Genomic DNA, 19,836 nt, shown 5'->3' with positions numbered 1-19,836 from the left:
TAATATGTAAATAATGGCCTGTCGCCTTCACGGCAATTATCGGGAGAAAGGCGTATTATTGCAGGATGATCTCGCCGCGATGGGCCCGGCTGTCTCCCGCCGGAAGCAGGTTGATCGCAAGGCTGATGTGCTGCTTTGGAACACCGCGTTCCAGCATTTCCTGACGCAGGGCTTCCGCGCGTTCCAGGGCCAGATCCTTGGCAACCTTCTCACCACCGCTTTCGGGAGGGCGTTCCGGTGCATGGGCCGTGATGGATAGCCACTGCCCCGTCTGTAGCGCAAGCGCAGCGAAGCCGTCCAGGCGGCTTGTGTCGTCTTCCGGAATCTCGGCCTCTCGGCTATCGAACATGACGGCCAGGCGTACGGGCCGGGGATTGTCCATTTCGTTGGGCGTGGAACACCGCTCGTCGAAATCCGGATTCGCGCAGTAGCCTCTCAGGTCCACAGGGGTTTCTGACAGTGCCTGGCCGGACAGCAGCAACAGGGGAACGAATGCGCAGAAAACGGCAAGATTTCGCAGCTTCATGGAAAGGCCTATCTCTTTTCTTATGCCTGTTCGATATTGTGTGATCGGGACAGTCGCCTATTTTGATCGGGTCTGTAAAGGAGAAGGACAGCGATGAACAGTGCGCGCGAAGACGAACCGCAGCGGCTCGATACACGCGGATTGAAATGTCCGCTGCCGGTCCTGCGGGCCCGCAAGGCCATGAAGGAGGTTCCCGAGGGTGGCCTGCTGCGCGTGGAGTCGACGGACCCCGACTCCCTGCAGGATTTCCGAGCCTACTGTGAGAGCGCCGGGCACGAGCTGGTCGAGCAGCAGCAGGAGGACGGGCTGTTCATTCACCTGATCCGCAAGGCCGCCTGAAGCATTCCATCAATTCATCCGGAAAGGGACAGCACGCATGCCCATCGTTAACATGACCCTCATCAAGGGCCGCGAGCAGGAAGACCTCGAGAAGATGTTCATCGAGGTGACAGATGCCATCCACCGCACGCTCGGCGCGCCGAAGGAGAATATCCGCATCTGCGTCAACGAGGTCGAACCCCAGCATTTCGCCATTGCCGGCAAACCAAAGACAGGGCCTTCCTCGTAGGACCTGAGTTCTTCCGCTCAGTGCATTCAATTCTAGAGACTTTTTAACTTCTCTTTCACGTCTCTCGGCTCTCCTGTAGCCAGGACTTGAATATTCTGTTCGGTTGCCCTGGGGGCGCGGTATTGGACAAAAAGACTTGGGGGGAGTCAGAGTGCGCGCGAAGTTTGCCCAGTGCCATTCAGTGTTGTTGGCAGTGCTGCTGTCCCTGTCTGTGTTGTCCATCCAGGAGGCGGCCGCCTATGAAAGACATATCGTATCGGGTTCTGACGGCCGCGCGGTCTTCGAGGTGCGCATCTTTGATGCCGGGGATGGCGTCTTCCTGGAGGACGACGATGAAATTGATGAAGCCACCTGGAACTTGAGCGAAGCCCAGAAAAGCGAGGTTCTCTCGGCGATTGGCCAGTGGGCCGAGATCCTTGATCCCAAGCCCGGTCGCCTGCCGGCCGTCATAAACGTGGGGACCTATGAAGGCGAGAAGAACGCCTTCGGCGACAGTCCGCTGACCCAAGAGGGGGACCTCCTCCTCACCAGGCTCCAGAGAGTGCTGCAGGGCAGAAGTCCGGGCGATAATGATTTCAGCTATGACGGTGTCATGGCCTTTGGCAGCGAAGATGGGAGTGGCAGTGCTTTCCCCATCAGACCCAATGGACCCTCACCCCTGCCGACAGGCGCCGATGGCTTTCAGCTCTATGGCGTCGTGTTCCATGAGCTGGCGCATGCCCTGGGAGTCATGACGGCGGCGGAAGGCGGCGAGGTGGATGACGGTGTGGATATCGGGGAGGTGGCCTTCTTCCTGGATGAGGGCCTGACCCTGTGGGAAGTGGGCTTGCGGGACAGCAACGGGAATCCGGCGCGGCCCGGCCAGTTCGTCAAATGCGATCTGGATGATTGCTACCAGGGCGGCGAATGGGACGATGAAGATGCGACCGACCCCTTCGACCTGACCGAAGACACCGAGCGTGGAAGTGACATGGGCTATGTGACGGGCCCGCACATCCGTGAGGTCATGGAGGGTGGCCTGCCGGGCGTGCCTGTCCGCCTTGGTGGTCCCTTCAGCGAGATCGACGACAACTACATGAGTCATTCCGAGCTCGAACGCAGCCTGATGAGTCACCAACACTACCGTAACTACAACACTTTCATGGAGGCGGAACTGGCGGCCCTGCAGGACATGGGCTACGACATCGATCGGCGGAACTTCTTCGGTTATTCGATCTACGGCTCCGGCCGCGATATCGTGAACCGAAACGGCTACTTCCGGCGCAACGCCAGCGGCACGGCCTATCTGCCTGGCCAGTACAACAGGGCGACAATGGGTTTGGGCCTGCATATCTATGGCAGCAACAACAGTGTGGTGCAGGCCGCCGACCTGCTGACCGAAGGGGCTGGAGCTGCCGGTGTGCGGGTTGACGGGGAGGGCAACCGCCTGGTGATCGACGCGGGCACGTGGGTGCATGCCCATGGCGAGAACGGCCGGGGTGTCATGTTCGCCTATGGCAAGGACCATGAATTGATTCAGCGCGGCGAGGTGGAGGGCAGAGATATTGGCGTCAGCTTTGACTTCGGCGGCAATATGATGGGCAACGACCTCGAAAAGCATGGGTCCTGGATACGCACGGCCACAGACGAGGATGGTGATAGCTATGATTTGGAGCTATTGGACGAACTGAAGGGTCCTCTGGTCGAACGCTATGATCTGACGGGCCGCGTAGCTGGGTTCAAGAGGGAAGAGTCCGAGGACAGGTCTGAGCATAAGTGCAGGACAACGGAGCGCGGCTGCGCGATCTACATTTCCGACACGGCCCTGGTGGAGGAAATTAACGTCATGCGGGGGGCGCGCATTCAGGGAAACATCGTCTCGGAGTATGATGAGGTGGATGAGGATGGAGACCCGCGCCTGACGGAACTGACCTTTGGCCTGAAGCCCGACAGCCAGGGGCAGTCCAGTGGAAAGGCCGATCCGGATTTCCTTTTCCGCCATGACGGAAATATCCAGGGAGAAAGCAATCTGTCCCTGTCCTTCGAGGGTGGTTACAGCTCGCTCAACGGCGAGCAGGAAGTCTATGAGGTCGAGATTGCCGAGGGGGCGACCCTGGGCGGCAACAGCACCTACAGCCTGCACGATGGTGAATTTCTTAACGCTGGTCTGCTGGCGCCTGGTAACTCCATCGGTACCATCACCATCGAAGGTGACTACGTTCAGGATGCGAATGGAACGTTGAGCCTGGAGTTCAATTCCGCAGGTGAGTCCGACTTTTTGGACGTGGAGGGCGATGCCACCCTGGATGGCCAGTTGGTCCTGGCGGCCGAGCCGGACTGGTACGACTCCGGCTGGAACGAAAGTTTTGACATTGATGATCTTGTGTCGGTCAGCGGCAGCTTCACTCAGAACCAAAGCGTTTCCGCGGAGGTATCTTCTCCGACGCTGGGTCTAAGCTTCAATGACGCAAGTGGCACATACCAGTTGAGTATGACCCGGACAGCCAATGCCTACAGCCAGTACGCCGAGAGCTGGAATGCCCGCCAGGTGGGCCAGGTTCTCGATGGGCTTTCCAGTGAAGCGGGTCAGGACCTGCAGCCGCTCTACCAGGCGCTCGATTTCTCGGCGAGCGATGGCAGTGATGTGGGGCGCGCCCTGACTCAGCTTTCGCCGGAGCCTTACAGCGCCATGGTGGCCACCTCGCTAGACCGTGAGCAGCGCCTGAGCGACATCGTGGCCACGCAGCCGCTGTCATTATCGGCCTCCACCTTGGACAACGGCGCCATCCAGGGCTTTGCCGTGCCGTTGGGCGGGGGACTCTGGCAGGATGCAGACGATAGTACGGTGGGACACAGCGCAGCGCGCTATGGCATGCTGTTCGGTGCGCAAAGGCGTGATCTGGCCGACCGGGACTGGATATGGGGAGTCCATGGCGCCTTTGTCGGACAGTCCGTCAATGTGAAGTCGCCGCACAGGGCCACGGGCGATACGAAAGCCTTCAGCCTGGGATTGCAGGCCCACTACCAGCCGGATAAGCGGGCCGGACCCTATTTCCACGGCCAACTGCGCGCTGGCTTGGAATCCGGCCGGATGGAGCGCCGGATCCGGGTTGATGGCTACAGCACCACCAATCGTGCCGACTGGCTGGGCTTTGCCGGCGGTGCGACAGCGGGCGGCGGGTATCTCTGGCGCATGAACGAACAGCTGAGTGCCGGACCGGTGGCGGCACTCAACTACACCCGCCTGTCACGCCCGAGTATGCAGGAGGATGGCAAGGATGCCACGCGCCTGGATCTAGCGGCGCTGCACCACAATTCCCTGCGCTCCAGCCTGGGCGTGCGGACCAGCCTGGAACATGATCTGGAGGACGGCGGTCTACTGAAAGGCAGCCTGCAGGCGACCTGGGACCGGGAACTTCTCGAGGACAATGTGGAGCAGAGTGCCACTTTCGTCGGCTATGGCTCGGATGACTTCGACAGCCGCAACGCGGTTACCGATCGCAACGCCCTGTCTTTGCGCGCCAGCCTGGAATACGAGGCTGACGACAGCATGATCGTCGGCGCGCATCTTTCCAGCCAGTTCCTGCATGACGGCTATCGCTCGCTGGCCGGCGAATTTTCCCTGCGTTGGATGTTCTGAAGGCTTCCAGTTTCCTATTGCCCGCCGGCCGTGCCGTCCCGGCGCGGATCGGCCCCGCCGAAGAGGCCGTCCGGTGAAAGGACAATGGTCTGCAGACCAGAGGTGTGCGCGCTGACCTCAACCTCGTGCCCGAGATCTTTCAACTGCTGCTGCCACTCCACGGCTGCCGTTTCCGCCTCCAGCCAGGTGGTGCCGTTCATGTTGCTGACATGCGCCAGACGGGTGATCTGCTGTGCGTCCAGGCCCCAGTCGACAAACCCCATGATGGCCTGGGCGACATAGGGAATGATGCGCACGCCGCCGGGCGATCCGATGGCCAGGACAGGCGTGCCGTCGTCGTTGAAGAGGATCGTCGGCGCCATGGAGCTGCGTGGACGCTTGCCGGGCTCCACGCGATTGGCAATGGGCCGGCCCGCCTCGTCCTCAGGCTCGAAGGAAAAGTCCGTCAGTTCGTTGTTCAGCAGGAAGCCGCCGGTCATCAGTTGCGAGCCGAAGGCGGACTCGATGGTGGTGGTCATGGAAGCCACATTGCCCTCGCTGTCCACGATGGAGACATGGCTGGTGCCGGGCAGCTCTCGGCTGCTGTCCCGACCGGGACGTGGGCCTTCGCGCCTGGGCGGATTGCCCGGCTGGGCTGGGGACTCCAGGGCCTTGTCCTGTGAGATCAACTGGGCCCGGGCTGTCAGGTAGGCCGGGTCGAGCAGCCCCTTGATCGGTACGGACACGAAATCGCTGTCGGCGATGTAGCGGTTGCGGTCGGCAAAGGCCAGCTTGCTTGCTTCGGCAAAGAGGTGCCAGGGCTGCGCGGTCATCGGATCGAGACCGGCCAGGTTGAAGTGCTCCAACAGGCCCAGTATCTGGCCGACGGTGAGCGCGCCCGAGGAGGGCGGGCCCATCCCGCAAACGCGGTAGGCGCGGTAGGGGTGACAGACCGGTGGGCGTTCCTTCACTTCATAGCTGGTCAGGTCCGCCAGCGACAGCAGGCCGGGGTTGTCCTCCACGTCCTGGACCGTTGCCACGATGTCCTCTGCGATCCGGCCACGATAGAAGGCCTCGGCCCCGTCGCGGGCCAGGATCGACAGGGTTTCGGCCAGCGCCGGGTTGTCCCGGATCTGGCCTTCCTTTAGCGCCTTGCCGTCCGGAAAGAAGTAGTCGCGGGCCGTGGGATAGCTGCGGAGCCGTTCCGCCGTCCCGCCTTCCAGCATGCCCGCCAGGCGCGGGCCCACGGCAAAGCCATTTCTGGCCTTGTCGATGGCTGGCGCGAAGAGGTCCGCCCAGGGCAGGCGGCCCCAGCGGTCATGTGCGGCCTGCAGGAGGGCCGGCGTGCCGGGGGTGCCCACGGAACGGCCGCCGACCACGGCCTCCCAGAAGGGCAGGGGCTGTTCCTGGTCATCAAGGAAAAGGGTGCCATCGGCGGCAGCGGGTGCAGTTTCCCGGCCTTCCAGGGTGGTGAGCTTCTCCGTCTCGTTGTCGTAATGGACCAGGAAGGCTCCGCCGCCCAGGCCCGAGGACTGAGGCTCCACCAGTCCCAGCATCATCTGCACGGCGACCAGCGCATCCAACGCCGAACCGCCCGCTTCCAGCATTGCCACGCCGGCCTCCACCGCACGCGGGTCGGCTGCGCTGACCATATAGTCATCGGCCTTGACCAGCTCCTTGCGGCTTTCGCCTGTGGCGATCTCCGGGGCCGGGCGCTCCTGTGCCGACGCCAGGGGTGCCAGGAGCAGGCAGGAGAACATCAGAAGCTTGGCGAGCAGGCTGGCAGCTTTCATGGCAAGAGGCCTTTCGGCGGTTACGGCTTCAGGCTGTGCGGCTCGTTCATGGCTTCCAGCCAGAGCAGCAGGGCGGAATGGTCCAGCTTTGCCGTCTCGGGTTTTGCAGCCAGTTCCGCGAAGCCTTCCCGGGCGCATTCGGTGAAGGGCAGCCGCAGGCCGGCATCCTTGGCCGCGGCAAGGATGTTGTCCAGGTCCTTCAGCTGGATGGACACAGCGCCGCCCGGCTGGAAGTCGTGCTTCAGCATGCGTTCGCCATGGACCTGAAGGATCCGACTGTCGGCAAAGCCGCCCGCGATGGCTTCGCGCGCGGCGGCCGGCTCGCCGCCTCCGGCCTTGACCAGCAGCAGGGCCTCGGAGACCGCGCCGATGGTGATGCCGACGATGGCTTGATTGGCCAGCTTGGTGAGCTGGCCGCAGCCCACCGGACCGACGTGGCGGCCGCGTCCCATGGCCGAGAACAGTGGGTCCGCCTGGGCCATGTCCTCGGCAGCGCCACCGACCATGATGGCCAGTGTGCCCGCCTCGGCCCCACCTTGTCCGCCGCTGACCGGCGCGTCGAGGTAACGATGCCCGGCGGCCTGCAGTTTCGCCGCGTGGTCGCGCGCCAGGGAGGGAGGAATCGAGGACATGTCGATGAACAGGGTATCGGCCGGTGCGTGCCGGCCAAGATCGTGGCCCAGCAGCACCTCAGTGACCACGGGGCCGTTTTCCAGGATGGTGATCACGGCCTCCGCATCGCGTACGGCCTCTTCGGCGCTGTCGGCGATCCGGGCTCCCTGGCTGGCCAGGGGTTCGGCCTTCGACCTGGTGCGGTTCCAGGCCGTGACCTCAAATCCCGCCTCCAGCAGGTGCTGTGCCATGGGCAAGCCCATGATGCCGATGCCCAGGAAAGTGACCTTGCGTATGTCCTTCATCTTGTTCTGTCCTGATTGCCTGTCATTGAATTACGGCCGTCCTGCATAGCACAGGAGCGGAGACAGGACGACTCATCGCGATTGCGGGGATCTGCCTTGATGGCTGGGGACAATCCCTTGTTTTTGCAGGACTGCATAGGCAGGTTAGGCGAGCAGCAAGGCAATCCGGTCTGCCGTTCCGCGTGCGTGCGGCGCTGATGAAGGCGACAGTTACCCGGCCGCTGGACCCTGGAGTGCCGTCCTGCATAGAAGAATTCGATCCCGACCACAGGAAAGCATCGCATGACACCCAAGGAAATTGCGCGACTGACCAACTATCTGCGCCAGACCTTCAGCAACAATCGCATTACCATCCTGCCGCCCAGCAGGGAGGGGCAACCCATCGAAATGCGCATCGGAGAGGAGTTCATCGGCGTCGTCCACCGCGACGTGGATGAGGGCGAGGTCTCCTATTCGATCCAGATCATGGTGCTGGAGGAAGACCTTCCGGCCGAGGCCTGATGACTCCTCTGCGGTGGCCCGGCAGCGGCTTCATCGAAAGGGCGGACGTGGGCGAATGGCTGACCTGCTGCAGGAAGGCTTGTCGCTTGCCTTCACCTCGTGTTTTATCGCGTTTGCAAGCGGTCCAGGGCTTCAGGAAAGTGGCAGGGTGACATGAGCATATGGGGGAAGATCGTGGGCGGAGCGGCCGGCTTCGCCTTTGGTGGGCCGATTGGTGCGCTTCTGGGCGGCCTGGCCGGCCATGCCGTGGACGTGATGAACGAGAGCACGCAGCTCGACTCTCCGGATCAGGAGGGTCAGGATGGGCTGCATGGCGATCGCACGAAGAACATCGCCTTCACCATCGGTGTCATCGTCCTGGGCGCCAAGATGGCCAAATCCGATGGCAAGGTGACCAAGGACGAGATCTCGGCCTTCAAGGAGGTCTTCCATATCCCGCCCGAGGAGATGAAGAACGTCGGGCGGGTCTTCGACCAGGCCAAGCGTGACGCGCGCGGCTATGAACCCTATGCGCGGCAACTGGGCAAGCTGTTCGCCCGTGAGCCGCAGATCCTGGAAGAGCTGCTCAACGGCCTGTTCCACATTGCCCGGGCCGACGGCGATGTGACGCCGGAGGAACTGGATTTCCTGAATGGGGTCGCCCGTGAGTTCGGCCTGTCCGACAATGATTGGCAGCGCATCAAGGCCAGCAATTATGGACCGGATGCCGCCGACCCCTACAGCATCCTCGGTATTTCGCGCGAGTCCAGCGACGAGGAACTCAAGAAGGCCTATCGTCAGTTGGTCCGCGACAACCATCCGGACAAGCTGGTGGCCCAGGGCATGCCGGAGGAATTCGTCAACGTCGCCAATGACAAGCTGGCGCGCATCAACGAAGCCTATGACAAGATCAGCCGGCAGAGAGGTCTGCGCTGAAGCATGGCTGCGCCTCCCGTTCTGACGCTACAGGACGCCCGCCTTAGTTATGGCGGGACGCCGCTCTTCGAGGGGCTCGACCTGACCCTGTCACCGGGGGAGCGGGCCTGCCTTGTCGGTCGGAACGGCAGTGGCAAGTCCACGCTGCTGAAAGTCCTGGCTGGCCTGGTGGAGCCGGACAGCGGTACGCGGGTGATGCAGAGCGGACAGCGCCTGTCCTACCTGCCACAGGATCCGGATCTTCCGGCCGAGCAGACCGTGTCTGATTATATTGCCGAGGGCCTGCCCCAGGATGAAGCCGAGGTCAGTCGCTATCGCGTCGATGCGATGCTGGATCTCTTGAGCCTGGATGGGGCTGCCAGCCTCGGCTCGCTCTCCGGGGGCGAGTCCCGGCGTGTAGCACTGGCCCGGATGCTGGTGTCCGAGCCGGATATCATGCTGCTGGATGAACCGACCAACCATCTGGACCTGCCGACGATCGAGTGGCTGGAGGGTGAACTGGCCCGCTTTCGCGGGGCCTTCATCGTGATCAGCCATGACCGTGCCTTCCTTGAGAGGGTTTCCAATGCCACCTTCTGGCTGGACCGTGGCCAGGTCCGGCAACTGAACAAGGGCTTTGCCGCCTTTGATGATTGGGCCGAGGAGACGGCGCGCGCCGAGGAGCAGGAGCTCTATCGCCTGCGCAAGACCATCGAACGCGAAGAGCACTGGCTGCAACGGGGCGTCACGGCTAGGCGCAAGCGCAACGTGGGCCGGCTGAAGCGGCTGCAGGAATTGCGCCAGAGCCGCGCGGAGATGATGAAGAACCAGCCAGGTCAGCTGTCCATGGCTGCGGCGGAGGCCGGTACCAGTGGCAAGATCGTCATCGAGGCCGAGGCACTGTCCAAGAGCTTCACGCGCCCGGATGGTGAACGGATCACCGTGGTCGACGGCTTTTCCACGCGCATACGCCGCGGTGACAGGGTGGGGATCGTTGGGCGCAACGGGGCCGGAAAGACGACGCTGATCCGCATGCTTCTGGGGCGCATGGAGCCGGACCAGGGCAGTGTGAAGCTGGGCACGAACCTTGAGATTCAAGTCTTTGACCAGCGCCGCGAAAGCCTGGATCCCACAGCGACACTGTGGGAGACGCTGTGCCCGCTGGGCGGCGATTCCGTCATGGTGGGCGGACGGCAGCGGCATGTGGTCGCCTACCTGCGGGACTTCCTGTTCGACGAACGCCAGGTCAAGCAGCCGGTCCGTTCACTCAGCGGCGGCGAAAAGAACCGCCTGCTCCTGGCGCGGCTGTTTGCGCAGCCCTCGAACCTGCTGGTGCTGGACGAACCAACGAACGACCTGGACATGGACACACTGGACTTGCTGGTCGAGGTGCTGGATGACTACGAGGGCACGCTGCTGCTGGTCAGCCATGATCGCGATTTCCTGGATCGCCTGACCAGCAGCGTGATCCTGATGGATGGCCGGGGCGGTGCCCAGGAATACCCCGGAGGCTATAGCGATGCCGTGCGGCAGGCCGGCGGATTGCCGGATGCGCGTGGGGGCAAGGCTAAGTCCACCCGCAAGGCGCCGGAAAGCGGGAAGCCCCGGGCTACACAGGGCAAGCCCAAGGCCTCGGCACCGAAGCTGAGCTACAAGGAACAGCGAGAGCTGGACAAGCTGCCGGAGCAGATCACAAAGCTGGAGAAGGAAGTCGCGGAACTGGAGGCCCAGCTCGCCGATGCCGATTATTACAGTCGTGATCCGGACGGCTTCCAGGCAACGAGCGACAGGCTGGAAGACCGTCGCGGCAGTTTGGAAGAGCTCGAGGAACGCTGGCTTGAACTGGAGGAGAAGCGCGATCGTCTGAAGCAGGGAAAGGACAACTGAATGCCACTGCCGATGCCGCCGCGCGACCTGTTCCTTTTCCTGATGATCGTGCTGAGTTGGGGGCTGAACTTTGTGGCCGTGAAGTTGGGTACGGACCAGTTTCCACCCATCTTCATGACCTTCCTGCGGTTCATCATCGTCTCGCTGGTTTTGGTACCCTTCGTGCCGATGCCCCGGGGGAACTGGTGGAAGCTTCTGGCCCTGTCTTTTACCATGGGCACTCTGCATTTCTCGCTGGTCTTTACCGGTATTTCCGGCGTGGATGCCAGTACGGCAGCCATCGCCGTGCAGATGCAGGTGCCCTTTGCCGCGATCCTGGCCTCGATCTTCTTCAAGGACCGCCTGGGCTGGCGGCGTATCCTGGGTATGGTGATTGCTTTCGGGGGGGTTGCTGTCATGGTCGGTGAGCCCAGGCTGGGAGACCAGTATGGCTCGCTTGCCCTGGTGTTGGGAGCGGCCATGGCCTTCGCGGTCTCAAGCGTGCAGATGAAGAAGACACAGGGGATCAGCGGCTGGACCATCACGGCCTGGATTTCTCTTCTGGCCCTGCCGCAGTTGCTGATTGTGACCTGGGTCCTGGAGGATGGCCAGATGGCCTCACTGCACTCGGCGGACCTGATCGGCTGGGGGGCGCTGCTGTTCACGGCGCTGGGGTCCACCCTGATCGGGCACGGACTCTGGGCGCGCATGGTCACGCGCTATGACATAAACCAGGCGGCGCCCTTCACCCTGATGGTGCCGGTGGTGGGGGCGGCATCTGGTATCATCTTCCTGCACGAGCCATTGACGGTGCCATTCCTGATTGGCGGGACCCTGACGCTTGCCGGCGTTGGCATCATCATCCTGCGGCGTCCCGGGCTGGGTGCGCCGGTGCGCGAGCGATTGTAATGGTCCTGATCCACGAGCAGCCTTCGCCCAATCATGACGAGCGGCAGAAGCCGGGCGCGCCGGACATGCTGGTCTTGCACTATACCGGCATGGAAAGCGGGGCGGTGGCATTGGAGCGTCTTTGCGATCCGGCTGTCAGGGTCAGCGCGCATTATCTGGTCGAGGAAGACGGGCGCGTTCTCCGCCTGGTGCCGGAGCATCGGCGTGCCTGGCATGCAGGCCTTTCGCATTGGGCCGGGGAAGACAACCTCAACGATGCCAGTCTCGGTATCGAGATCGTCAATCCGGGACATGAGTTCGGCTATCGTCCCTTTCCCGAGCTTCAGATGCAGGCGGTGATCGAGCTGTCCGTGGTTCTGCGCAATCGCCATGGGATCGCGCGCCACCGGATTGTGGGACATTCGGATATTGCCCCCTTGCGCAAGGAGGATCCGGGTGAGCTTTTCGACTGGCCCAGGTTGGCACGGCATGGTCTGGGGCTTTGGTCCGATGACGTGCAGAGCCGGGACAGTCTGAACGAAGAGGAAGCCCGACGGGCCCTGGCAACAATCGGCTATGGCTATCTGGACGAGGATTTCGGTCGGGTGCTCCTGGCCTTTCAGCGGCGCTTCCTGCCGGATCATATGAGTGGAAAGCTGGATGTCCGCACGGCAGGTCGGCTCTCTGCCATTGCCGCGCTTCACGAGAATGCATCCCTCCACTCAGAGTGTGATTGATTCCTTTCTTTCCACCGCTTAAGTCTGCTGCGTCAGGCGGCCGGATAGCCGCCTTCGGGCCTTGTGCCCGGGGGAGGAAAGTCCGGGCTCCACGGAAATACGGTGCCGGGTAACGCCCGGCGAGGGTAACCTCAGGGAAAGTGCCACAGAAAGCAAACCGCCTCGCCGTTTCAGCGCGAGGTAAGGGTGAAAGGGTGCGGTAAGAGCGCACCGCACCCCCGGCAACGGGGGTGGCACGGTAAACCCCACCGGGAGCAAGACCGAGTAGGAACGGCAGGTCCCGCGAGGACCAGGCGGATTTTCGCGCCGCCGTTCGGGTAGGTCGCGCGAGGCGTCCGGTAACGGGCGTCCCAGATGAATGGCTATCCAGCATCGCCCTGCGGTGCGGACAGAACCCGGCTTACAGGCCGCCTGACCTCATCATTCTATTTCCGGATGAAATTTTCCCCTGTATTCGAGCGACGCCGTAACTGCTGTGGCCTGCTTATTCTGGAATGAGAACATAAAGAGAACAAATCTTCGCCACATTTTATTTCCAAGTTGAATGCGGAGCGCAAGAACAGCTTTCCGGAATGCTCCTGAAGAAGAAATCAATGCTGTCAAAAGCCCCAATATCCGGGGCTTTATCCCATGCGGAATACTTGAGTTCCCATTGACGCCCATGAATTCCCATGGTATCCCATGATGTCCCACTTACTGGGCCCGTGTCCCCTGAACATCCCAAGGGAGTGAACGGCGGGCAGGGCCAAGTGGACCCGGGCAGGGGGTGCCTGCTGAACGTCTTGGGCCGCATGGGGGAAACCGCAGCGGTGTTCGGGAGACAGGGGTGCAAGCGCAAACGCCGTTTCTCGGTACCTTCCGGAACAAAGTCGACCGCAAAGGGCGTGTGTCGGTTCCGGCTCCCTTTCGCCAGGTTCTGGCGGGCGAGAGCTTCCAGGGCGTTGTCTGTTTTCTTTCCCACAAGGTGGAGGCCATCGAAGGCTGCGGCATGGGGTTCATGAGCGAATTGAGTGAAAGCGTCGCCGACATGGACCTGTTCTCGGACAATCACCAGGACCTGGCATCCAGCCTGTTTGCCGATGCGCATCCCCTGGCCTGGGACAGCGGAGGGCGTATCCAGCTGCCGCCGGAATTGATGGATGTGGCCGGCATCACGGAAGAGGCTGCCTTTGTCGGAATGGGAAAGACCTTCCGCATCTGGGAGCCAAAGGCCTTCTCGACCTATCAGGGTGAGCGCCGTTCCCAGGCCCGCCAGAAGGGCCTGTCCCTGCCTCTTCGCCGCGCGAAGGAGGAGTGAACCATGCAGGCCAGTGCAGCATATACGATCGGCGGGCACATGCCGGTGATGCTTGCCGAGGTCCTGGAGGTGCTCCAGCCGCGGGATGGTGCGATCTATCTCGACGGAACCTTCGGCCGCGGTGGTTATGCCCGTGCAATCCTGCAGGCTGCCGACTGTAACGTCGTGGGGCTGGACCGTGATCCGGCGGCCATCCAGGAGGGGGAGCGGATTCGTGCCGAGTTCCCGGGACGTCTGCAGTTGATCGAGGGCTGTTTCGGTGACATGGATCGTCTGCTTCCCGAATCTCCCGTGGATGGGATTGCCCTGGACCTGGGTGTGTCTTCACCGCAGTTGGACGAAGCCGAACGCGGTTTCTCCTTCCGTGCCGACGGCCCCCTGGACATGCGCATGGGCGGCGATGGGCCCACCGCTGCGGATGTCGTCAACGAGTCTTCCGAACCCGAGCTTTCCGACATCATATGGCGCCTGGGCGAAGAACGGCGTGCCCGTGCGGTTGCCCGTGCCATCGTCGCGGCGCGCAGCGAAGCGCCCGTCACGACGACTTTCCGCCTGGCCGAGATCGTGCGCTCGGTGGTCAAGCCTTCCGCCGACGGGATCGACCCCGCGACACGGACGTTTCAGGCTTTTCGGCTGCACGTGAATGACGAACTGGGCGAACTGGAGCGCGGGCTGAGCGCAGCCGAACGCATTCTGGCGCCCGGTGGCCGCCTGGCCGTGGTGTCTTTCCATTCGCTGGAAGACCGCATCGTCAAGCGCTTCCTGCGCGCGCACAGCGATGCCGCGCCGCAGGGCTCGCGTCATGCGCCGGCAAGGCATCGACCGGACCCCTGCTTCACACTTCTTTCGCGCAATGCGATCCGTCCGACGCGCGAAGAGACGGCACGCAATCCGAGGTCGCGCTCCGCGCGCCTTCGTGCAGCCGAGCGCACCCGGGCCCCGGCCCTGGAGGTGCAGCCATGAACCGCCTTTTCTTCGCTTTCATGCTGCTGGCTGCCGTGGTGGCGATGGCCGCCCTGTTCCAGGTGAAGCACGAGGTCCAGCAGAAGGAGCGCAGGCTGGAAGCACTGAACGAGCAGATTCTGCGCGACCAGGAAAGCATTCATATCCTCAAGGCCGAGTGGAGTTACCTGAACGACCCCAAGCGCCTGGCGCGCCTGGCCGAACGGCATCTCAATCTCGAGCCCATGGAGACGGCCCAGGTCAGCCAGGTGGCCTATCTGCCCCCGCGGCCAGAGGATTTCGGTTTCAGCCGGGAAGAGAAGGCCAATCAGAAGCCCTATCCGCGTAGCCGCCCGCGCGCACCTGAAGACTGGTCGCCGGAGCCGTTGCCGCGCTTGCCGAACAAGCTGTTGCAGGAAGTGACCAGCCAGGAGGCCAAGTCCGGCGGCGCTGGCAAGCAGGAAACTGCCTCTGACGAGCAAGCCTCTTCAAGGCTGCGTGCAGCTTCTGCATCGTCCCAAACGCCGACTCAGCCGAGCCCTGCACCCTCGACGTCTGATGAGGGGCATGAGTCTGGTCCGATCAATCCCGTCACCGGACGTCCCCTGCCAACCGGGGATGCAGCAGCGAAGCCGACCTTCATTTCGATGGAGGTTTCGCAGTGATCCGCAAGCGTAACGAACCAGCGAACTATCGTCCGCTATCCCCCTGTGGCCTGGATGTGGGACAGCCGAAGACCTGGGTGGTCGAGCTGGAGGGCGCGCGCAAGGCGGCGCTGGAAACCGGCCGGACACGCCTGATCGTTTCGGCCCTGGTCTTTGCCCTGGCCTTCGTGATGATCGGCTTGCGCCTGGTCGACCTGACCCTGCTGCAAAGCGATGCCTCTGCCCAGATCGCCAAGATTGCGCCTGCGAACACGGAATGGCGCAGCGGGCGCGCCGATATCGTGGATCGCAACGGAACCGTGCTGGCCACGACGCTTCCCACAAATGCGGTCTATGCCAATCCGCGGCAGATCCGCAATCCCGATGAGGTGGCAGGGCGTCTTGCGTCTGTCCTGAAGGGTGTTGACGAAGAACGCCTGAAGGGTGGGCTTGCGTCCGATCGCAGTTTTACCTGGGTCGGCCGTTGCCTGAGCCCGAGGGAAACCGATGCCGTCAACGGCCTGGGCATTCCAGGTGTCTACCTGCAGCACGATGAATGCCGCTACTACCCGCACGATGACCTGTTCAGTCACGTGGTTGGTTACAGCGACATTGACGGCCAGGGCATCGCCGGCATGGAAAAGACCTTCGAGGAGAAGCTGCGCGGCGGGAAAGCGCCCCTGGAGCTGTCACTCGACATGCGTCTCCAGCACATCATGGCCGAGGAGCTGGAGGCCGCGATGACGGAATACTCCGGTATCGGGGCGAGTGGCCTGATCATGGATGTGGATACGGGCGAAATCCTCTCGATGGTTTCACTGCCCACCTTCGATCCGGATCGCCCCGCTGCGGCCAGCGATGAAGCCCGCTTCAATCGGGCGACCCTGGGTGTCTACGAAGTGGGATCCGTCTTCAAGATTTTCAGTGCCGCTGCCGCCCTGGATGCTGGGGCTGTCAGCCTTGAGGATGGCTATGACATCTCCAAGCCGATCCGGATTTCGCGCTTCACGATCAATGACTTCAAGCCGAAGGACGGCTGGATGTCGATCCCCGAGATCTTCCTGCATTCCAGCAACATCGGTACCGTCCACATGGCCATGGAGGCTGGTACCAAGGCCATCCAGGACTATTTCGGGAAATTTGGCCTTCTCAAACGGGGTGCCGTGGAGCTTCCCGAGAATGGCAGCCCGCTTGTTCCGGCCAAGTGGCGCGAAATCAACACCATGACGATATCCTACGGCCATGGTCTGGCGGTTACGCCTGTCCAGGTCGTGCGCGCGCTCTCTGCCATGGTGAACGGGGGCGAACTGCTAGCACCCACCCTGGTCAAGCGCAGGCCCGGCGAGCGCCCCGTGGGCGAGCAGGTGATTTCGGAGCAGACCTCGGCGCAGATGCGCTGGCTGATGCGCCTGGTGGTGGCCGAGGGCACCGGGCGCAATGCCGAGGCGCCGGGCTATATGGTGGGCGGCAAGACAGGTACGGCCGACAAGCTGAAGGCGTCCGGCGGGTACGACCGCAACAACCGGATCGCCTCCTTCGCGGGGGCCTTCCCCATGGACGATCCGCAGTACGCGATCTTCGCCATGGTCGATGAGCCGAAACCAACAGAGAAGAGCTATGGCTACGCGACCGCCGGCTGGGTTGTGGCGCCGGCCATCAAGAAAATCGTGCAGCGCATGGGGCCTGTGGTGGGCCTGGAGCCGCGCGCCCTGCCGAGCGAGGTGGGGCCGGACCCCCTCTTCGTGCCCGTTCACCTGAAAGGGCGCAGCGTTGCATCTCAATGAACTATTCGACGAGGAGGTCCTGCGGGGCATGAACCAGGAGACGGTGAACAGGGAGATCAGAGGGTTGACGGCGGATAGCCGCCGTGTCGAGCCCGGCTGGCTGTTTGCCGCAATTCCCGGCGGCCAGCACGATGGCCGCGCCTATATCCCGGAAGCCCTGAATAAAGGTGCCGCTGCGGTCCTTGCCCCTACTGACACCGACCGCAGCCTCGTGCCTTCGGACCTGCCGTTGATCCTGGATGACAATCCCAGGCGGCGTCTTGCCTTGACCGCGGCCGCCTTCTATTGCCACCAGCCGCGCTTCATAGCGGCCGTGACCGGGACAAACGGCAAGACATCCGTCGTCACCTTCGTGCGGCAGATGTGGGAAGCCCTGGGGCAGAAGGCTGCCAGCCTGGGAACCCTGGGCCTGATACCGCCGCGTCCTCAGGCGCCCGCCGCGCTGACCACACCCGATCCCGTGGACCTGATGCGCTGCCTGGCGGACCTGGCCGAGAACGGTTTCGATCACCTGGCTCTGGAGGCGTCCAGCCACGGGTTGGATCAGTATCGCCTGGATGGCGTGCGGATTTCGGCTGCCGCCTTCACGAACCTCAGCCGCGACCACCTGGACTACCACGCGTCCATGGAGGCCTATCTGGAGGCCAAGGCGCGGCTGTTCGAGGAACTCCTGCCGGATGGCGGGACTGCCGTACTGAATGCCGATATTCCCGAATTCGAGGCTCTCCGCTCGAAAACCGTGGCAAGGGGACTGTCCTCCCTGAACTACGGGCGCGGCGGGCGCGATCTCAGGCTGCTGGAAATGTCGCCGGGGGGCGACGGCCTGACCCTTGATCTGGAAGTGTTTGGACACCGCCATCGCCTTGCCCTTGAAGTGGCGGGGACCTTCCAGGCCATGAACGCGCTCGCCGCGCTCGGCCTTGTTCTGGCCGAGGGCGTAGATCCTCAGGATGCAGTTGAAGCTCTGCGCCAGATCAGAGCTGTTCCGGGACGTATCGAAAGCGTAGGCGAAACCCCTTCGGGGGGGAAGGTTTTCGTCGACTACGCCCATACCTCAGGGGCATTGGAGACCGTCCTGCAGGCCTTGCGGCCCCATGCAGCAGGGGCGTTGCATGTGGTGTTCGGCTGCGGCGGCGACCGTGATCGCGGCAAGCGGCCCCTGATGGGGCAGGTCTGTGCCCGGTTGGCGGATGAGGTCATCGTTACGGATGACAATCCGCGTACGGAGGACCCTGCGGCCATCCGTGCCGAAGTCCTGGCGGCCGCTCCAAACGCACGGGATATCGGCAATCGCCGCCAGGCAATCTTCGAAGCTGTTGCCGCCCTGAAGGCCGGCGATGTCCTGGTTATCGCCGGGAAAGGGCACGAGAGCGGACAGATTGTCGGCGATCAGGTTCTACCCTTCGATGACCGGGACGTGGCTCGCGCTGCGATCCGACATCTGGTCGAAGGGGGTTGTTGATGGCGAGCCTCTGGACTGCCGAAGCTGTGCGCAGCGCCGTCAATGGCCAGGGTGAAGGGGATTGGAGTGCCAGCGGTGTATCGATCGATACACGCTCGCTTGAACCCGGTGACCTCTTCGTTGCCCTGAGCGGACCGAATTTCGATGCCCACAACTTCGTGGCGGAAGCCTTTTCCAGGGGGGCTGCGGCGGCCATCGTCAGCCGCGCGTTGCCTGCGGAAGGCCCGTTGGTCGTTGTGGAGGACACACTCCAGGCCCTGACAGATCTGGGTGCGGCGGGACGTCAGCGCTCCTCAGCGAAGATAGCCGCTATCACAGGGTCCTCCGGAAAGACCAGCACCAAGGAAATGCTGATCGCGGCCTTGTCCGTCCAGGGTGAGACTTACGGAAGTGCGGCCAGTTACAACAATCACTGGGGCGTTCCCCTGTCCCTGGCACGCCTTCCGCAGGATGCGGTCTATGGCGTGTTCGAAGCCGGAATGAATCACTCTGGTGAGATCCGGCCGTTGTCCAGGTTGATACGCCCGCAGGTGGCCGTGATCACGAACATCGGCATGGCGCACCTGGAGTACCTCGGCTCGCAGGAAGCCATTGCGGCGGCCAAGGCAGAGATCTTCGAGGGGCTTGAGACAGGCGGTACGGCCGTCCTGCCCAGGGACAGCGAACATTGGGATTTCTTGACGGATGCAGCCAGGAAGGCGGGCGTGGAAACCATACGATCCTTCGGTACTCACGAGCAGGCGGACCTGCGCCTGTTGGACTGGACGGCAAGCGAACGCGGGGGCGAGGTTCATGTCAGCCTGGAAGGTCGCGAGATGACCTATCATCTGGGGCTGCCCGGACAGCACCAGGCCATGAACAGCCTGGCAGTCCTGAGCGCGGTGCAAGCGCTGGGCGCTGAAATCGACCTGGCCGCCCGTGCCCTCGATCAGCTGCAGGCCATGCCCGGGCGTGGTGCGAGGCAGGCCGTTCAAATGACGGGGGGCGGCAGTTTCACGCTGCTGGACGAATCCTACAACGCCAACCCCCTCTCCATGGCCGCTGCCCTGGGTGTCCTGGGCGCCACCCGCCCGGCCGAGGGTGGCCGACGGATTGCCGTTCTGGGCGACATGCTCGAGCTGGGAGGAGAAAGCCAGCGCTACCATGAAGAGCTGGCCAGTGATGTGTGCGGGAATTCCGTCGATCGGGTTTTCCTGGCGGGCCCCCTGATGGCGCACCTGGCGCGCCGGCTTCCCGAAGACAAGCTGGCTTGTCATGCCGAAACCTCAGCAGAGCTGTCGGATCCGCTGCTGCAAGAGCTGCAGCCGGGGGACGTGGTGCTGGTCAAGGGTTCCCTTGCCAGCCGGATGCGCGTGGTGGTCCAGGCCCTGACCGCGGGCGAACGCCCGGAAGAAAAACAAGCAAACGGGGGCTGACGTC

The 19,836-nt window shown here is 62.9% G+C and carries 17 protein-coding genes and 1 other RNA gene; 15 read left to right on the top strand and 3 right to left on the bottom strand.

Going from position 1 to position 19,836, the window contains the following annotated elements:
* Window positions 1-55: 55 nt before the first annotated feature.
* Window positions 56-526: an OmpA family protein gene (locus BP38_RS0110110; protein ID WP_026987630.1), complete on the bottom strand. Its 471-nt coding sequence runs from the start codon at window positions 524-526 to the stop codon at window positions 56-58.
* Window positions 527-619: 93 nt separating this feature from the next.
* On the opposite strand from BP38_RS0110110, the gene BP38_RS0110105 reads away from it, so the two are divergent.
* The 3 genes from BP38_RS0110105 to BP38_RS0110095 all read left to right on the top strand — a co-directional run bounded on the left by BP38_RS0110105 (window position 620) and on the right by BP38_RS0110095 (window position 4,713).
* Window positions 620-865 (top strand): sulfurtransferase TusA family protein, encoded by a 246-nt coding sequence (locus BP38_RS0110105; RefSeq protein WP_026987629.1) that lies wholly within the window; start codon window positions 620-622, stop codon window positions 863-865.
* Window positions 866-902: 37 nt separating this feature from the next.
* Window positions 903-1,094, top strand: a complete 192-nt coding sequence (gene thmT / locus BP38_RS0110100; RefSeq protein ID WP_026987628.1) for a 2-hydroxymuconate tautomerase — start codon at window positions 903-905, stop codon at window positions 1,092-1,094.
* Window positions 1,095-1,245: 151 nt separating this feature from the next.
* Complete coding sequence (locus BP38_RS0110095) at window positions 1,246-4,713, top strand: autotransporter outer membrane beta-barrel domain-containing protein (RefSeq protein ID WP_155992352.1); 3,468 nt, start codon at window positions 1,246-1,248, stop codon at window positions 4,711-4,713.
* A 14-nt stretch (window positions 4,714-4,727) separates the two neighbouring features.
* Here BP38_RS0110095 and ggt read toward each other — a convergent pair whose 3' ends face one another.
* Complete coding sequence (gene ggt / locus BP38_RS0110090; RefSeq protein WP_051609211.1) at window positions 4,728-6,485, bottom strand: gamma-glutamyltransferase; 1,758 nt, start codon at window positions 6,483-6,485, stop codon at window positions 4,728-4,730.
* 20 nt (window positions 6,486-6,505) lie between these two features.
* Window positions 6,506-7,402 (bottom strand): NAD(P)-dependent oxidoreductase, encoded by an 897-nt coding sequence (locus BP38_RS0110085; RefSeq protein WP_035724625.1) that lies wholly within the window; start codon window positions 7,400-7,402, stop codon window positions 6,506-6,508.
* Window positions 7,403-7,684: 282 nt separating this feature from the next.
* Here BP38_RS0110085 and BP38_RS0110080 point away from each other — a divergent pair, with 282 nt between their 5' ends.
* The 12 genes from BP38_RS0110080 (at window position 7,685) to BP38_RS20065 (ending at window position 19,832) form a co-directional block, all read left to right on the top strand.
* On the top strand, window positions 7,685-7,903 hold the full coding sequence (locus BP38_RS0110080) for a DUF3126 family protein (protein WP_026987624.1): 219 nt from the start codon (window positions 7,685-7,687) through the stop codon (window positions 7,901-7,903).
* A gap of 153 nt (window positions 7,904-8,056) precedes the next feature.
* Entirely contained in the window at window positions 8,057-8,818 is a 762-nt protein-coding gene (locus BP38_RS0110075; RefSeq protein WP_026987623.1) for a TerB family tellurite resistance protein, read from the top strand.
* Window positions 8,819-8,821: 3 nt separating this feature from the next.
* On the top strand, window positions 8,822-10,684 hold the full coding sequence (locus tag BP38_RS0110070; RefSeq protein ID WP_026987622.1) for an ABC-F family ATP-binding cassette domain-containing protein: 1,863 nt from the start codon (window positions 8,822-8,824) through the stop codon (window positions 10,682-10,684).
* Window positions 10,685-11,572: a DMT family transporter gene (locus BP38_RS0110065; protein ID WP_051609210.1), complete on the top strand. Its 888-nt coding sequence runs from the start codon at window positions 10,685-10,687 to the stop codon at window positions 11,570-11,572.
* On the top strand, window positions 11,572-12,288 hold the full coding sequence (locus BP38_RS0110060) for an N-acetylmuramoyl-L-alanine amidase (protein WP_035724623.1): 717 nt from the start codon (window positions 11,572-11,574) through the stop codon (window positions 12,286-12,288). The genes BP38_RS0110065 and BP38_RS0110060 overlap by 1 nt, the downstream gene beginning before the upstream one ends.
* 32 nt (window positions 12,289-12,320) lie before the next feature.
* Window positions 12,321-12,707: RNase P RNA component class A (rnpB, locus tag BP38_RS21800), an RNA gene on the top strand.
* A 407-nt stretch (window positions 12,708-13,114) separates the two neighbouring features.
* Window positions 13,115-13,585 carry a division/cell wall cluster transcriptional repressor MraZ gene (locus BP38_RS0110055; RefSeq protein ID WP_026987619.1) on the top strand — a complete coding sequence of 157 codons (471 nt, stop codon included), beginning with the start codon at window positions 13,115-13,117 and terminating at the stop codon, window positions 13,583-13,585.
* Window positions 13,586-13,588: 3 nt separating this feature from the next.
* Window positions 13,589-14,548 carry a 16S rRNA (cytosine(1402)-N(4))-methyltransferase RsmH gene (gene rsmH / locus BP38_RS0110050; protein ID WP_026987618.1) on the top strand — a complete coding sequence of 320 codons (960 nt, stop codon included), beginning with the start codon at window positions 13,589-13,591 and terminating at the stop codon, window positions 14,546-14,548.
* Entirely contained in the window at window positions 14,545-15,192 is a 648-nt protein-coding gene (gene ftsL / locus BP38_RS21780) for a cell division protein FtsL (protein ID WP_051609209.1), read from the top strand. Before rsmH ends, ftsL begins: the two co-directional genes overlap by 4 nt.
* A complete protein-coding gene (locus BP38_RS20070) occupies window positions 15,189-16,955 on the top strand; it encodes a peptidoglycan D,D-transpeptidase FtsI family protein (protein WP_051609208.1) in 1,767 nt (588 codons plus the stop codon). Before ftsL ends, BP38_RS20070 begins: the two co-directional genes overlap by 4 nt.
* Window positions 16,942-18,417: a UDP-N-acetylmuramoyl-L-alanyl-D-glutamate--2,6-diaminopimelate ligase gene (locus tag BP38_RS0110035; RefSeq protein ID WP_081816588.1), complete on the top strand. Its 1,476-nt coding sequence runs from the start codon at window positions 16,942-16,944 to the stop codon at window positions 18,415-18,417. The genes BP38_RS20070 and BP38_RS0110035 overlap by 14 nt, the downstream gene beginning before the upstream one ends.
* Window positions 18,417-19,832: a UDP-N-acetylmuramoylalanyl-D-glutamyl-2,6-diaminopimelate--D-alanyl-D-alanine ligase gene (locus BP38_RS20065; RefSeq protein ID WP_035724620.1), complete on the top strand. Its 1,416-nt coding sequence runs from the start codon at window positions 18,417-18,419 to the stop codon at window positions 19,830-19,832. Before BP38_RS0110035 ends, BP38_RS20065 begins: the two co-directional genes overlap by 1 nt.
* Window positions 19,833-19,836 lie beyond the last annotated feature (4 nt).

The organism is Fodinicurvata fenggangensis DSM 21160 (genome assembly GCF_000686045.1).
GTDB lineage: Bacteria > Pseudomonadota > Alphaproteobacteria > Kiloniellales > DSM-21159 > Fodinicurvata > Fodinicurvata fenggangensis.
This window is presented reverse-complemented; position numbering and strand designations above follow the sequence as displayed.